This is a genomic window from Ramlibacter sp., from assembly GCF_036383835.1.
Taxonomy (GTDB): domain Bacteria; phylum Pseudomonadota; class Gammaproteobacteria; order Burkholderiales; family Burkholderiaceae_C; genus Ramlibacter.
The window spans coordinates 42,620-55,074 of sequence record NZ_DASVNN010000002.1 but is presented as its reverse complement, the minus strand read 5'-3'; the positions used below and the strand labels follow the sequence as shown (position 1 = coordinate 55,074).

At 69.1% G+C, this 12,455-nt stretch carries 13 protein-coding genes; 7 read left to right on the top strand and 6 right to left on the bottom strand.

Going from position 1 to position 12,455, the window contains the following annotated elements; translation table 11 throughout:
• Positions 1 to 1,466 (bottom strand): murein biosynthesis integral membrane protein MurJ (gene murJ / locus VF522_RS00385; protein WP_330906210.1); only part of this gene is annotated, 1,466 nt, incomplete at its 3' end.
• A 117-nt stretch (positions 1,467 to 1,583) separates the two neighbouring features.
• Here murJ and rpsT point away from each other — a divergent pair.
• Positions 1,584 to 1,886 (top strand): 30S ribosomal protein S20, encoded by a 303-nt coding sequence (gene rpsT / locus VF522_RS00380; protein ID WP_330906209.1) that lies wholly within the window; start codon positions 1,584 to 1,586, stop codon positions 1,884 to 1,886.
• A 232-nt stretch (positions 1,887 to 2,118) separates the two neighbouring features.
• Here rpsT and VF522_RS00375 read toward each other — a convergent pair whose 3' ends face one another.
• Entirely contained in the window at positions 2,119 to 2,433 is a 315-nt protein-coding gene (locus VF522_RS00375) for a DUF3579 domain-containing protein (protein ID WP_330906208.1), read from the bottom strand.
• Between the two features lie 239 nt (positions 2,434 to 2,672).
• Between VF522_RS00375 and VF522_RS00370 the strand changes: the two genes are divergently transcribed.
• Positions 2,673 to 3,866: an aspartate aminotransferase family protein gene (locus VF522_RS00370; RefSeq protein ID WP_330906207.1), complete on the top strand. Its 1,194-nt coding sequence runs from the start codon at positions 2,673 to 2,675 to the stop codon at positions 3,864 to 3,866.
• Positions 3,863 to 4,798 (top strand): ornithine carbamoyltransferase, encoded by a 936-nt coding sequence (argF, locus tag VF522_RS00365; protein ID WP_330906206.1) that lies wholly within the window; start codon positions 3,863 to 3,865, stop codon positions 4,796 to 4,798. The genes VF522_RS00370 and argF overlap by 4 nt, the downstream gene beginning before the upstream one ends.
• A 99-nt stretch (positions 4,799 to 4,897) precedes the next feature.
• Here argF and VF522_RS00360 read toward each other — a convergent pair whose 3' ends face one another.
• The gene (locus tag VF522_RS00360; RefSeq protein ID WP_330906205.1) at positions 4,898 to 5,296 is read right to left on the bottom strand and encodes a hypothetical protein; all 399 of its coding nucleotides are present in this window, start codon (positions 5,294 to 5,296) and stop codon (positions 4,898 to 4,900) included.
• A gap of 87 nt (positions 5,297 to 5,383) precedes the next feature.
• On the opposite strand from VF522_RS00360, the gene VF522_RS00355 reads away from it, so the two are divergent.
• From VF522_RS00355 to kynA, 4 genes are all read left to right on the top strand, one after another.
• Positions 5,384 to 5,725, top strand: a complete 342-nt coding sequence (locus VF522_RS00355) for a YkgJ family cysteine cluster protein (RefSeq protein WP_330906204.1) — start codon at positions 5,384 to 5,386, stop codon at positions 5,723 to 5,725.
• A 67-nt stretch (positions 5,726 to 5,792) separates the two neighbouring features.
• Positions 5,793 to 6,422: an arylformamidase gene (kynB, locus tag VF522_RS00350; RefSeq protein WP_330906203.1), complete on the top strand. Its 630-nt coding sequence runs from the start codon at positions 5,793 to 5,795 to the stop codon at positions 6,420 to 6,422.
• A complete protein-coding gene (kynU, locus tag VF522_RS00345; RefSeq protein WP_330906202.1) occupies positions 6,419 to 7,681 on the top strand; it encodes a kynureninase in 1,263 nt (420 codons plus the stop codon). Before kynB ends, kynU begins: the two co-directional genes overlap by 4 nt.
• A 3-nt stretch (positions 7,682 to 7,684) precedes the next feature.
• Entirely contained in the window at positions 7,685 to 8,527 is an 843-nt protein-coding gene (kynA, locus tag VF522_RS00340) for a tryptophan 2,3-dioxygenase (RefSeq protein ID WP_330906201.1), read from the top strand.
• Between the two features lie 97 nt (positions 8,528 to 8,624).
• Here the strand turns inward: kynA and tkt are convergent, their stop codons facing one another.
• The 3 genes from tkt to VF522_RS00325 are packed head-to-tail and all read right to left on the bottom strand — an operon-like array spanning position 8,625 to position 12,455.
• A complete protein-coding gene (tkt, locus tag VF522_RS00335; RefSeq protein ID WP_330906200.1) occupies positions 8,625 to 10,613 on the bottom strand; it encodes a transketolase in 1,989 nt (662 codons plus the stop codon).
• A 1-nt stretch (position 10,614) separates the two neighbouring features.
• Positions 10,615 to 11,616 (bottom strand): transketolase family protein, encoded by a 1,002-nt coding sequence (locus VF522_RS00330; RefSeq protein WP_330906199.1) that lies wholly within the window; start codon positions 11,614 to 11,616, stop codon positions 10,615 to 10,617.
• Positions 11,613 to 12,455: a transketolase gene (locus VF522_RS00325; protein ID WP_330906198.1), complete on the bottom strand. Its 843-nt coding sequence runs from the start codon at positions 12,453 to 12,455 to the stop codon at positions 11,613 to 11,615. Before VF522_RS00325 ends, VF522_RS00330 begins: the two co-directional genes overlap by 4 nt.

The following is a 12,455-nucleotide window of genomic DNA, read 5'->3' as shown; positions in this document are numbered from 1 at the left end:
CGCTTCCAGGGCTCGATGCGCCACGCGGTCCACGGGAAGGCATGGGCCGCCCAGGTGAGGAACACGGCGAGGAGGGCCGACGCCGCGATCACCTGCAGGCCGAACAGCAGCCAGCCCGGTCGCGGCTTGTAGGTGCCCCGGCGCAGCAGGCCCACCAGCAGGCTGCCCGCGTTGACCAGCGCCCCGAGGCCGATCGACAGCGCCAGGCCTGCGTGCTTCAGGAAGGGCACGAGGGCGACGTTCAGGAGTTGCGTGACGACCAGCGCCACGACCGCGATCTTCATCGGCGTCTTCATGTCGTGGCTGGCGTAGTAGCCGGGCGCCAGCACCTTGATCGCCACCAGCCCCAGCAGTCCGGTGCCGTAGCCGGCCAGCGCGAAGGCGACCTGGCCGACGTCGCCGTCCTTGAAGGCGCCGTAGTGGAACAGCGTCGCCACCAGCGGCGCCGCGAACACCAGCAGGGCCACCGAACTCGGGATCGCGAGCAGCACGACCAGGCGCAGGCCCCAGTCCAGCATGCCGGAATAGCGCTCCTCGTCCTGGCTGGCGCGCGCGGCCGCGAGTTGCGGCATCAGCACGACACCCAGCGCCACGCCCAGCAGCGCGGTCGGAAATTCCATCAGCCGGTCGGCGTTGTTGAGCCAGCTGACGCTGCCCGCGGGCAGGTAGGAGGCGATCTGCGTGTTGATGAGAAGGGAGATCTGCGCCACGCTGACGCCCAGCAGCGCCGGCAGCATCAGGCCCAGGATCTTGCGGGTGGACGGGTCGCTCCAGGCGGCACGCAGGCTGGACAGCGCGATGCCCAGGCGCGGCCACATGCCGATGCGGCGCAGCGCCGGGATCTGGATGGCGAGCTGCAGGACGCCGCCCACCATGACCCCGATCGCCTGCGAGTAGATCGGCTCGATGCCCAGGCGCTGGAACCAGGGCGCGGCCAGGCCGATGGAGGCGATCATGGCCAGGTTCAGCAGCACCGGCGAGGCGGCGGGGACCGCGAACTTCTTCCAGGTGTTCAGGATCCCGCCCGCCAGCGCCACCAGCGACATGAAGCCGATGTAGGGGAACATCCAGCGCGTCATGAGCACGGCGGCGTCGTAGGCGTGCGGGTTGTGGCGCAGGCCGCTGGCCAGGGCCCAGACCAGCAGCGGCGCGCCGGCGACGCCCAGGATGCACAGCAGCACCAGCGTCCAGAGCAGCACGGTGGAGACGTGGTCGACCAGGTTCCTGGCGCCGGCGTCACCGTCGGTGGTGCGCACGCTGGCCAGCACCGGCACGAAGGCCTGGCTGAAGGCGCCCTCCCCGAAGATGCGGCGGAACAGGTTCGGGATGCGGAAGGCGACGTAGAACGCGTCGGTCAGCGCGGAGACCCCGAAGAAGGAGGCGAACATCACGTCGCGCACGAGGCCCGTGATGCGGGAGGCGAGGGTCAGGGCGGAGACGGTCGAGGCGGCTTTGAACAGGCTCACCGGCGCGAGTGTAGCCCTGCGGTTCGCGCGCGGGCCTCGCGGCGGCAGGGGAAAAGACAGCGGGCTATAATCGCGGGCTTTGCTGGCAACATCCTCAGACACTGAAGGAACATACACATGGCTTCTGGAAAACCCAAGAAAAAGAACCCGCGCCTGGCGTCGGGCCGCAAGCGCGCCCGCCAGGACGTCAAGCTGAACGCAGCGAACACGTCCCTGCGCTCCAAATACCGTACCGCGGTGAAGAACGTCGAGAAGGCGGTCGCCGCGGGTGACAAGGCCAAGGCGACCGAACTCTTCGCCAAGGCCCAGGCGATCGTGGACACGGTGGCCGACAAGGGCATCTTCCACAAGAACAAGGCCGCGCGCGACAAGAGCCGCCTCTCGGCCAAGGTCAAAGGCCTCCAGGCCGCGGCCGCCTAAGACCTAACGTCGGGTCAGCCCGCGGGCCGCGAGGTCCGCGCCGTTTGAACCGGGTGCGCTGCCAGCAAAGCAAATGGGAAACCGCCTTCGGGCGGTTTTTTCATGCCCGCGTCATTCCCGCCGCCCTCCCCGTCATTCCCGCGCAGGCGGGAATCCAGGGCTCCCAAAAAGAAAGCCGCCAGCGGCGGCTTCCTGCAATGCTCTGGATCCCCGCCTCCGCGGGGATGACGGGTTACTTCGCCTGCTCCGGCAGCAGGCAAGCCTCGCTCACCTGCAGTTCATTGTCCTTCGCGAAGTTCAGCACGAAGTCCCAGGCCATCGGCTCGTGGTTGCGCAGGTCGCGGTTGACCACCACGCATTTGACGCCGGCGCACACCATCGGCACGCACCAGGGCGAGTAGCTCAGGTGGCTCCCGGGCTGTGCCCCGCCCGGTCGGAAGGAACTCATGACGCCCGCCAGCCGCTCGGCCCAGTCGCTCGGGCGGAAGGTGCGTCCCTCCTGGGTGATGCCCCAGATGAACACTTCTTTGGCGTGGCTGGAAACCATGGGTGCTGTCTCGCGCGGGTCGGCAGGGCGGCCTTGCTGCACCGCACAAGTATTATATCTTATATAAGAGTTAAGTCCCGATTGAACCCGGCGTAGCTGTCGGCGGGCTGTCGTCGCCGCATCGGTGTGATGCGGAATTCTCAAACAAAGCACGCAATGCGTGTGCCTACAATCGTGCTCCAGCGGCTCACCTGGTTGAGCCGATTTCATTTGTGCCCAAGCGAAGAGGAAAGCTGGCCATGGCCCACATCGAGGCGGCGTCGCCCCACACCATGAACACCTACGGGCGGCTGCCGATCGCGCTGTCGCACGGCGACGGGTGTTACGTCTGGGACGTCAACGGCAAGCGCTACCTCGACGCGCTGGCCGGCATCGCCGTGAACACGCTCGGCCACAACCACCCCAGGCTGGTGCCGGCGCTGCAGGACCAGCTCGGCAAGATCATCCACGGCAGCAACTACTACCACGTGCCCAACCAGGAGAAGCTCGCGGCCAAGCTGGTCGAGCTCTCCGGCATGAAGAACGTGTTCTTCGGCTCGACCGGCCTGGAGGCCAACGAGGGCGCGATCAAGCTGGCGCGCAAGTGGGGCCACGACCGCGGCATCGAGCGGCCGGAAATCGTGGTCTACGAGAAGGCCTTCCACGGCCGCAGCATCGCCACCCTGTCCGCCACCGGCAACGAGAAGGTGCAGAAGGGCTTCGAGCCGCTGGTGGAAGGCTTCATCCGCGTGCCGCTCAACGACATCGACGCGCTGAAGGCCGCCACCGACGGCAACAGGAACGTCGTGGCCGTGTTCTTCGAGACCATCCAGGGCGAAGGCGGCATCAACCAGATGCGCATCGACTACCTGCAGAAGGTGCGCGAGCTGTGCGACCAGAAGAACTGGCTGCTGATGATCGACGAGGTGCAGTGCGGCATGGGCCGCACCGGCAAGTGGTTCGCGCACCAGTGGGCCGGCATCGTGCCCGACGTGATGCCGCTGGCCAAGGGCCTCGGCTCGGGCGTGCCGATCGCCGCGGTGGTGGCGGGGCCGCGCGCGGCCGACGTGTTCCAGCCCGGCAACCACGGCACGACCTTCGGCGGCAACCCGCTCGCGATGCGCGCCGGCGTCGAGACCATCCGCATCATGGAAGAGGACGGCCTGCTGGAAAACGCGGCCCGCGTGGGCGCGCACCTCAAGGGCGGCCTGGCCCGCGAACTCGGCGGCCTGAAGGAAGTGCGCGAGATCCGCGGCCAGGGCCTGATGATCGGCATGGAGCTGACCAAGCCTTGCGGCGTGCTCACGCAGCGCGCGGCCGAAGCGGGACTGCTGATCAGCGTGACCGCGGACACCGTGGTGCGCCTGCTGCCGCCGCTGATCATGACCGAGCAGCAGGCCGACGACGTGGTGGCGATCCTCGCGCCGCTGGTCAGGCAGTTCCTGGCGGAATGAGCGACGACACCATGGCGATCCGGCATTTCCTGCAGTTCAGCGACTTCAGCACCGAGGAGCACGAGTGGATCTTCCAGCGTGCCGCGGTGATCAAGCGCAAGTTCAAGGCCTACGAGAAGTACCACCCGCTGTCGGACCGCACGCTGGCGATGATCTTCGAGAAGGCGTCGACGCGCACCCGCGTGAGCTTCGAAGCCGGCATGTACCAGCTGGGCGGCTCGGTGGTGCACCTCACCACCGGCGACAGCCAGCTCGGTCGCGCCGAGCCGATCGAGGACAGCGCGCGCGTGATCAGCCGCATGGTGGACCTCGTGATGATCCGCACCTTCGGCCAGGACAAGATCGAGCGCTTCGCCGAGCACTCGCGCGTGCCGGTGATCAACGGCCTGACCAACGAATTCCACCCCTGCCAGATCCTGGCGGACATCTTCACCTTCATCGAGCGCCGCGGCTCCATCAGGGGCCGCGTGGTGGCGTGGGTCGGTGACGGCAACAACATGGCCAACACCTGGCTGCAGGCCGCGGAGCTGCTGGGCTTCACCGTGCACGTGAGCACGCCCAGCGGCTACGAGGTGGACCAGGACATCGCGGGCATCCGCAGCGGCGACAGCTACCGCGTGTTCAAGGACCCGATGGAAGCCTGCCGCGGCGCCGACCTCGTGACCACCGACGTGTGGACCAGCATGGGCTTCGAAGCCGAGAACGAGCAGCGCCGCCAGGCCTTTGCCGACTGGTGCGTGGACACCGACATGATGCGCGTGGCCAGGCCCGACGCCCTGTTCATGCACTGCCTGCCCGCGCACCGCGGCGAGGAAGTCGAGGCCGAGGTCATCGACGGCCCGCAGTCCGTGGTGTGGGACGAGGCGGAGAACCGCATGCACGTGCAGAAGGCGCTGATGGAATTCCTGCTGCTGGGACGGGTGACCGACTGATTCGTCATCCCCGCGCAGGCGGTGACCCAGGGCCTCCGGAGAGCGGCGCCTTGCACCGCTTTCTTCCGGGTTCCCGCCTGCGCGGGAATGACGAATGCCCTAATTCTTCGCCGCGCTCGCCCCATACCGCCCTCCCCCCGCCGGCGCCTCGATCTTCCCCAGCTTCACCAGCCTTTGCTCCACCGCGAACGGCGTGCGGCCCAGTTCCTGCGCGACCTGCTTGAGCGGGATGCCGGCGTCGAACGCGGTCTCCAGCGCGGCGTCTTCCTGGCCCGTCCACGCCTTGCCCGCATTGGGCGGCGGAGCGCGGCGGCGCGCCGGCTCGGGCGCGGCAGCCGGCGTCGCGACGGCGCCTTCCAGCGCGCGGGAGATGGCGTGGAGCGCCCGGATCACCGGCGGCGCGTTGTACGGGCTGTCTTCCGGCATGGCTTCGCCGGTGACCGGATGGATGCCCTGGGCCAGGGTGTCGATAATCTGGCGCGCGATCTGCAGTTCCATTGAATCCTCCTGAGGGAAGTGGCGTTGCACTGTATTCATATACAGTCCTGCCGCAACGCGGCCGCCACGCCTCGGGTTGACGTTCCTATGTCACAAGTTTCCAGCGACCACCCCTGCCTGCGCTGCGGCGCCTGCTGCGCCGCCTTCCGCGTCGACTTCTCCGTTTACGAGATGGAGGACATGGGCGGCCACGTGCCTTCCGGCCTGGCCGTGGAGGTGACCGACAGCACCTGGCGCATGCGCGGCACCGACCACGTGCCGACCCGCTGCGCCGCGCTGACCGGCAGGATCGGCGAGCGCGCCGCCTGCGGCATCTACGAGTGGCGGCCGGGCCCCTGCCGCGAACTCGAGCCCGGCAGTGACGGCTGCGAGAGAGCGCGCGCCCGGCACGGCCTGCCGCCCCTGGATTCCGCGATCCTTCAAGCCTGAAGGGATTTCGCGGGCTGTTGGAACCAACCGACACCACGCCCTGCGCACGCGGCGCACACTGCGCCGCATGCGACGCCTCTGGGACATCTCTCCGCCGGTGCAGGCGGGCGCGCCGGTCTTTCCCGGCGACACGCCCTACCGGCAGCAGTGGGCCGCGACGATCGCGCCCGGCTGCCCCGTCAACGTCAGCACGCTGACGCTGTCGCCGCACGTGGGCGCGCATGCCGACGCCCCGCTGCACTACGACCCGCAAGGTGCCGCCGTCGGCACGCTCGATCTCGATCCTTATCTCGGACGCTGCCGCGTGATCCACGCGATCGCCCGCGGCCCTCTCGTCGAATGGCAGCACCTCGCGCATGCGCTGCCCGACCTGCCGCCGCGCGTGCTGGTGCGCACCTACATGCGCGCACCCGTGGACCGCTGGGATCCGCAGCTCGCCGCCTTCGCGCCGCAGACCATCGAACGGCTGGCCGATGCCGGCGTGCGGCTGGTCGGCATCGACACGGCCAGCATCGATCCCGCCGAGAGCAAGTCGCTGGAGAGCCACCAGGCGATCCGCCGGCTCGGGTTGCGCGTGCTGGAGAACCTCGTGCTCGACGACGTGCCGGAAGGCGACTACGAGCTGATCGCCCTGCCCCTGAAGCACATGACGGCCGACGCCTCCCCGGTGCGTGCGGTCCTCAGGGAGTTGCCATGACCACCCTGCAGGACTGCCGTGCGCTGGATGCGCAGGACCCGCTGCATGGCCTGCGCGATCTGTTCACGCTGCCCGAAGGCGTGATCTACCTCGATGGCAACTCGCTGGGCCCGCTGCCGAAAGCCGCGCCGGATCGCGTGGCCCGCGCCGTGCGCGAGGAATGGGGCGGGGGCCTGATCCGCTCCTGGAACACCGCCGGCTGGTACGAGATGCCCGGCCGCCTGGGCGACAGGATCGCCACGCTGATTGGCGCCGGCGCGGGTGAAGTCGTCGCGACCGACAGCACCTCGATCAACCTGTTCAAGGTGCTGAGCGCCGCCTTGTCCATCGCCGCCGCCGACGCGCCGCAGCGTCGCGTCGTCCTCAGCGAGCGCAGCAACTTCCCCACCGATCTCTACATCGCCGAAGGTCTCTGCCGCGAACGCGGACTGGAGCTGAAGCTCGTGGAAGCGGAAGGGATCGCGGACGCGCTGGACGAACGCAGCGCCGTGCTGATGCTCACGCACGTCAACTACCGCACCGGCGCGATGCACGACATGGCGGCGGTCACGCGCGCCGCGCACGCGGCGGGCGCGCTCGTGATCTGGGACCTCGCGCACAGCGCCGGCGCCGTCGAAGTCGACCTGCGCGGCGCCGACGCCGACTTCGCGATCGGCTGCGGCTACAAGTACCTCAATGGCGGCCCGGGCGCGCCGGCCTTCGTGTGGGTGCACCCGCGCCACGCGGACCGCTTCTGGCAACCGCTCTCCGGCTGGTGGAGCCATGCGGCGCCCTTCGCCTTCACGCCCGACTACCGGCCGGCCGCGGGCATCGCACGCTACCTGTGCGGCACGCAGCCGATCCTGAGCATGACGGCATTGGAATGCGGCCTCGACACGGTGCTCGCGGCGCAACCGCACGGCGGCATGCAGGCGCTGCGGCGCAAGTCGCTCGCGCTCACCGACCTGTTCATCGCGCTGGTGGAAGAACGCTGCGCCGGCCACGGCCTGGGTCTCGCCACGCCCCGCGCGCACGCGCAACGCGGCTCGCAGGTGTGCCTCACGCGCGAGCAAGGCGCCTACGCGATCGTGCAGGCCCTTGTCGCACGCGGAGTCATCGGCGACTTCCGCGCGGGCATCCCCGACATCCTGCGCTTCGGCTTCACGCCGCTCTACCTGCGCTTCGAGGACGTCTGGCACGCCGTCGAACACCTGCGCCAGGTGCTCGCCGAAGGCGAATGGAAGCGGCCCGAATTCCACCGGCAGCAAGCGGTGACCTGAACCATGGGCCGCAAACCCGAGGACATCGTCCACGCCGAGAAGCCGCAGCTGGATTTCAGCCGCGAGATGAGCTACGGCGACTACCTGCAGCTCGATGCGATCCTGAACGCGCAGAAGCCGCTCTCTCCGGATCACAACGAGATGCTGTTCATCGTGCAGCACCAGACCAGCGAGCTCTGGATGAAGCTGATGCTGCACGAGCTGTCGGCGGCGATCGACTGCCTCGCGCGCGACCAACTGCCGCCGGCCTTCAAGATGCTGGCGCGCGTCTCGCGCATCATGGAGCAGCTGGTGCACGCCTGGGACGTGCTGGCGACCATGACGCCGCCCGAATACAGCGCGATCCGGCCCTACCTCGCGAGCTCCAGCGGCTTCCAGAGCTGGCAGTACCGCTGCATCGAGTTCCGCCTGGGCAACAAGAACGCGGAAATGCTGAAGCCGCACGAGCACCACGCCGAGCGGCTGGCGATCGTGCGTGCGGCCTACGAGGCGCCGTCGCTGTACGACGAAGCGCTGCGGCTGCTGGCGCGGCGCGGCCTGGCCGTGCCGGCATCGCATGTCGAACGCGACTGGACCCAGCCGTACGCCGCAAACAAGCAGGTGGAACAAGCCTGGCTCACCGTCTACCGCAACCCGCAGCAGCAGTGGGACCTCTACCAGCTCGGCGAGGAACTCACCGACCTGGAAGACGCCTTCCGCCTCTGGCGCTTTCGCCACGTCACCACCGTCGAACGCGTCATCGGCTTCAAGCGCGGCACCGGCGGCACGGGCGGGGTGAGCTACCTGCGCAAGATGCTGGACGTGGTGTTGTTTCCGGAGATCTGGCAGTTGCGGACGGACCTCTGAAGGGGATGGTGGGCAGCGGAGCTGCCCACCCTACGAGGGAACGCAGGCCCGGATGTCGTATGCGCCGTAGGGTGGGCAAGCTTCGCTTGCCCACCATTCACGCCGCAGCCAGCAAGCGCTTCGCCTCCCCCACGATCGCCTTCGGCGTGATCCCGAACTTCTCGTACAGCGCTTCCGCCGGCCCCGAGGCACCGAACCCCGTCATGCCGACGAAGCCGCCGCGCTCACCCAGGTAGCGGTCCCAGCCGAAGCGCAGCGCGGCCTCCACGCCGACGCGCACGCCGCCCGGCGGCAGCACCGAAGCGCGGTACGCCGCATCCTGCCGATCGAACAACTCCCAGCTGGGCATCGAGACGACGGCGGTCGGGATGCCCTCTTCCTGCAGGCGCGTGCGCGCCTCCACCGCCAGTGCCACTTCCGATCCGGTCGCAAGCAGCGTCACGGCGCGCGAACCGCCGACGGCTTCCGCCAGCACGTAGGCGCCGCGGCGCGACAGGTTCTCGGCCACGTGCGACCGCCGCACCGCCGGCAGCGTCTGCCGCGCGAACACCAGGGTCGACGGGCCTTCGCGATGTTCCAGCGCGACCTCCCAGCATTCCGCGGCCTCCACCGCATCCGCCGGCCGCAGCACCAGCATGTTGGGCATCGCGCGCAGCGAAGCCAGGATCTCCACCGGCTGGTGCGTGGGCCCGTTGCGTCCGATGCCGATCGAGTCGTGGCTGAACACGAACTTCACCGGCAGTCCCATGAGCGCCGCCATGCGCATGGCGGGCCGCTCGTAGTCGGAGAACGCCAGGTAGGTGAGGCTCAAGGGGATGACGCCGCCGTGCGCCGCCATGCCATTGGCCATGGAGCCCATCACGTGCTCGCGCACGCCGCAGTGGACGTACGCGCCGCCGCGCTCGTCGGCGGTGAAGGCCTTCAGCCGCCGCTTGTGGTTCATCGGCGCCTCGAGGTCGGCGCAGGCGACCATGCGCTCCGGCAGCACCTCGGTGAGCAGGTCGTTGATCTCGGCGGAGACCAGGATGCCACCGGGGGGCGGTTCGGCGTCGACGGCGCGGCGCTTGTATTCCTCCAGCACCCCCCGCCAGCCCGCCGGCAGTTCGCCCGCCAGCACGCGACGGAACTCGGCGCGCTGCGCCGCCGGCAGTGCCGCCACGCGGGACTGCCACGCTTCGTACTCGTCCTGGCTGCGCCGGCCGGCATCGCGCCACGCCTGCGCGATGTCCCGCGGCACCTCGAAAGGCGCATGCGGCCAGTCCAGCAGCTTGCGCGCCGCATCGGCGTCGGCCGGATGCAATCGTCCGCTGTGGCCGCCGCGCTGTCCCTGCAGGCGCTCGATGCCGCGCGCGATCACGGTGCGGCAGGCGATCAGCGAGGGACGCGTGTCCCAGCGCGCCGCGGTGATGGCCTGCGACACCGCCTCGAGATCGTGGCCGTCCACTTCGGCGACGTGCCAGCCGGCCACGCGGAAGCGCTGCGCCACGTCTTCGCTGATCGACAGTTCGGTGCTGCCGTCGTCGGTGATGCGGTTGTCGTCCCAGAACAGGACCAGCCGTCCCAGCCGCAGGTGCCCGGCCAGCGAGATCATCTCCTGGCCCACGCCCTCCTGCAGGCAGCCGTCGCCGACGAAGGCATAGGTGTAGTGGTTCACCAGCTCGGGGCCGAAGCGCGCCTGCAGGCAGGCCTCGGCGACGGCCATGCCCAGCGCGTTGGCGATGCCTTGCCCGAGCGGACCGGTGGTCACTTCGATGCCGTTGGCCGGATCGATTTCGGGATGGCCTTCGCAGTGCGAGCCCAGCTCGCGGAAGCGCTGCAGCTCCTCGATCGGAAAGCCCGCGTAGCCGGTGAGGTGCAGCACCGAATACAGCAGCATCGATCCGTGGCCGTTGGACAGCACGAAGCGGTCGCGGTCGGGCCACGCGGGATCGGCGGGGTTGAACTTCAGGTGCCGCATGAACAGCGCCGTCGCGATCTCGGCCATACCCAAGGGCACGCCCTGGTGCCCTTCCCCGGCGCGGACGATGGCGTCGATGGAGAGGAAGCGGATCGCGTTGGCCAGCGGCGAGAGTTCGTGCTTGCCCATGTCAGCGCAGCCACTTCCTGAGCGTCGCGCTCATGGCATCGGTGGAAATGCCGTAGCGGTCGTGCAGCGTCGGCAGCGCGCCGGCATCGAGGAAGGCGTCGGGCAGCGCGATGCGGCGGAAGCGCGGCGCGACGCCCTCTTCCAGCAGCGCGGTGGCCACCGCCTCGCCGAGGCCGCCGATCACGCTGTGGTTCTCGGCGACGACGACCAGCCGGCCCGGCCGCTGCGCCTCGCGCAGGATGGTGGCCGTGTCCAGCGGCTTGATGGTCGGCACGTGCAGCACGCCGACGTCGATGCTGTCGGCGGCCAGCGCCTTCGCGACTTCGAGCGAACGCATCGTGAGCAGGCCGGAGGAAACCAGCAGGACGTCCTTGCCATCGCGCAGCAGCTTGGCCTTGCCCGGTTCGAAGCGGTAGTCGTATTCGTCCAGCACCAGCGGCACCTGGCCGCGCAGCAGGCGCATGTAGACGGGACCCTGGTGCGCCGCGATCGCGGGCACGGCTTGCTCGATCTCCAGCGCGTCGCAGGGATCGATCACCATCATGTTCGGGATGGAACGCATCAGCGCGAGGTCCTCGCAGGCCTGGTGGCTGGGACCGTAGCCGGTGGTGAGGCCCGGCAGCGCGCAGCACAGCTTGACGTTGAGGTTCTCCTCGGCGACCACCTGGTGGATGAAGTCGAAGGCACGGCGCGTGCCGAACACGGCGTAGGTGGTGGCGAAGGGCGTGAAGCCCTCCTTGGCCAGGCCGCCCGCGGCGGCCACCAGCACCTGTTCGGCCATCCCCATCTGGAAGAAGCGGTCCGGGTGCGCCTGCGCGAACAGGTGCAGGTCGGTGTACTTGGCGAGGTCGGCGGTCAGGCCGACGATGTCGCTGCGCTCGCGCGCCAGTTCCGCCAGCGCCTTGCCGAAGGGGGCGGCCTTCACGCGCTGCCCTTCCGACGCGATGGAGGCGATCATCGCCGACGTCGTGAGGCGCGGCTTCTTTTCCGTGGCGGTGCTCATCGCGCAACTCCTTCGCTGCGGGTCTGGTCGAGGTGGGCGATGGCCTGCTGCCATTCGGGCGGGTCGACGCGGATGAAGTGGTTCTTCTCGCGCTGTTCGAGGAAGGGCACGCCCTTGCCCATGAGGGTGTCGGCGAGGATCACGCGCGGTTTCGCGTCACGCAGGGTGCGCGCGGCATCGAAGGCCGCGAGCACCGACGGCAGGTCGTTGCCGTCGACGCGCTGCACGTGCCAGCCGAAGGCCGCCCACTTGTCGGCCAGCGGCTCGAAGCCCATCACATGGCCCGACGGACCGTCGGCCTGCTGGTTGTTGATGTCGACGATGCAGACCAGGTTGCCCAGGCCGTGATGCGACGCGGCCATCGCCGCTTCCCAGGTCGACCCCTCGTCGAGCTCGCCGTCGGACATCGAGTTGTAGACGAAGGCGGGATTGCGCTTCTGCCGCAGACCCAGCGCGATGCCCACCGCGATCGCGAGGCCCTGCCCCAGCGAGCCGCCCGACATCTCCATGCCCGGTGTGTAGGTGGCCATCCCCGACATCGGCAGCCGGCTGTCGTCGCTGCCGTAGGTCTCGAGTTCGGACTCGGGAATGATGCCCGCCTCGATCAGCGCGGCGTAGAAGGCGATGGCGTAGTGGCCGTGCGAAAGCAGGAAGCGGTCGCGGCCTTCCCACTGCGGGTCGTCGGCGCGGTACTTCAGCGCGTGGCCGTAGGCGACGGCCAGCACGTCGGCGTAGCCCAGGGCCTGGCCGATGTAGCCCTGGCCCTGCACCTCGCCCATGCGCAGGGCGTAGCGGCGGATGCGCCAGGCACGCTCCGCGAGTGTCGATAGCTCGGACAT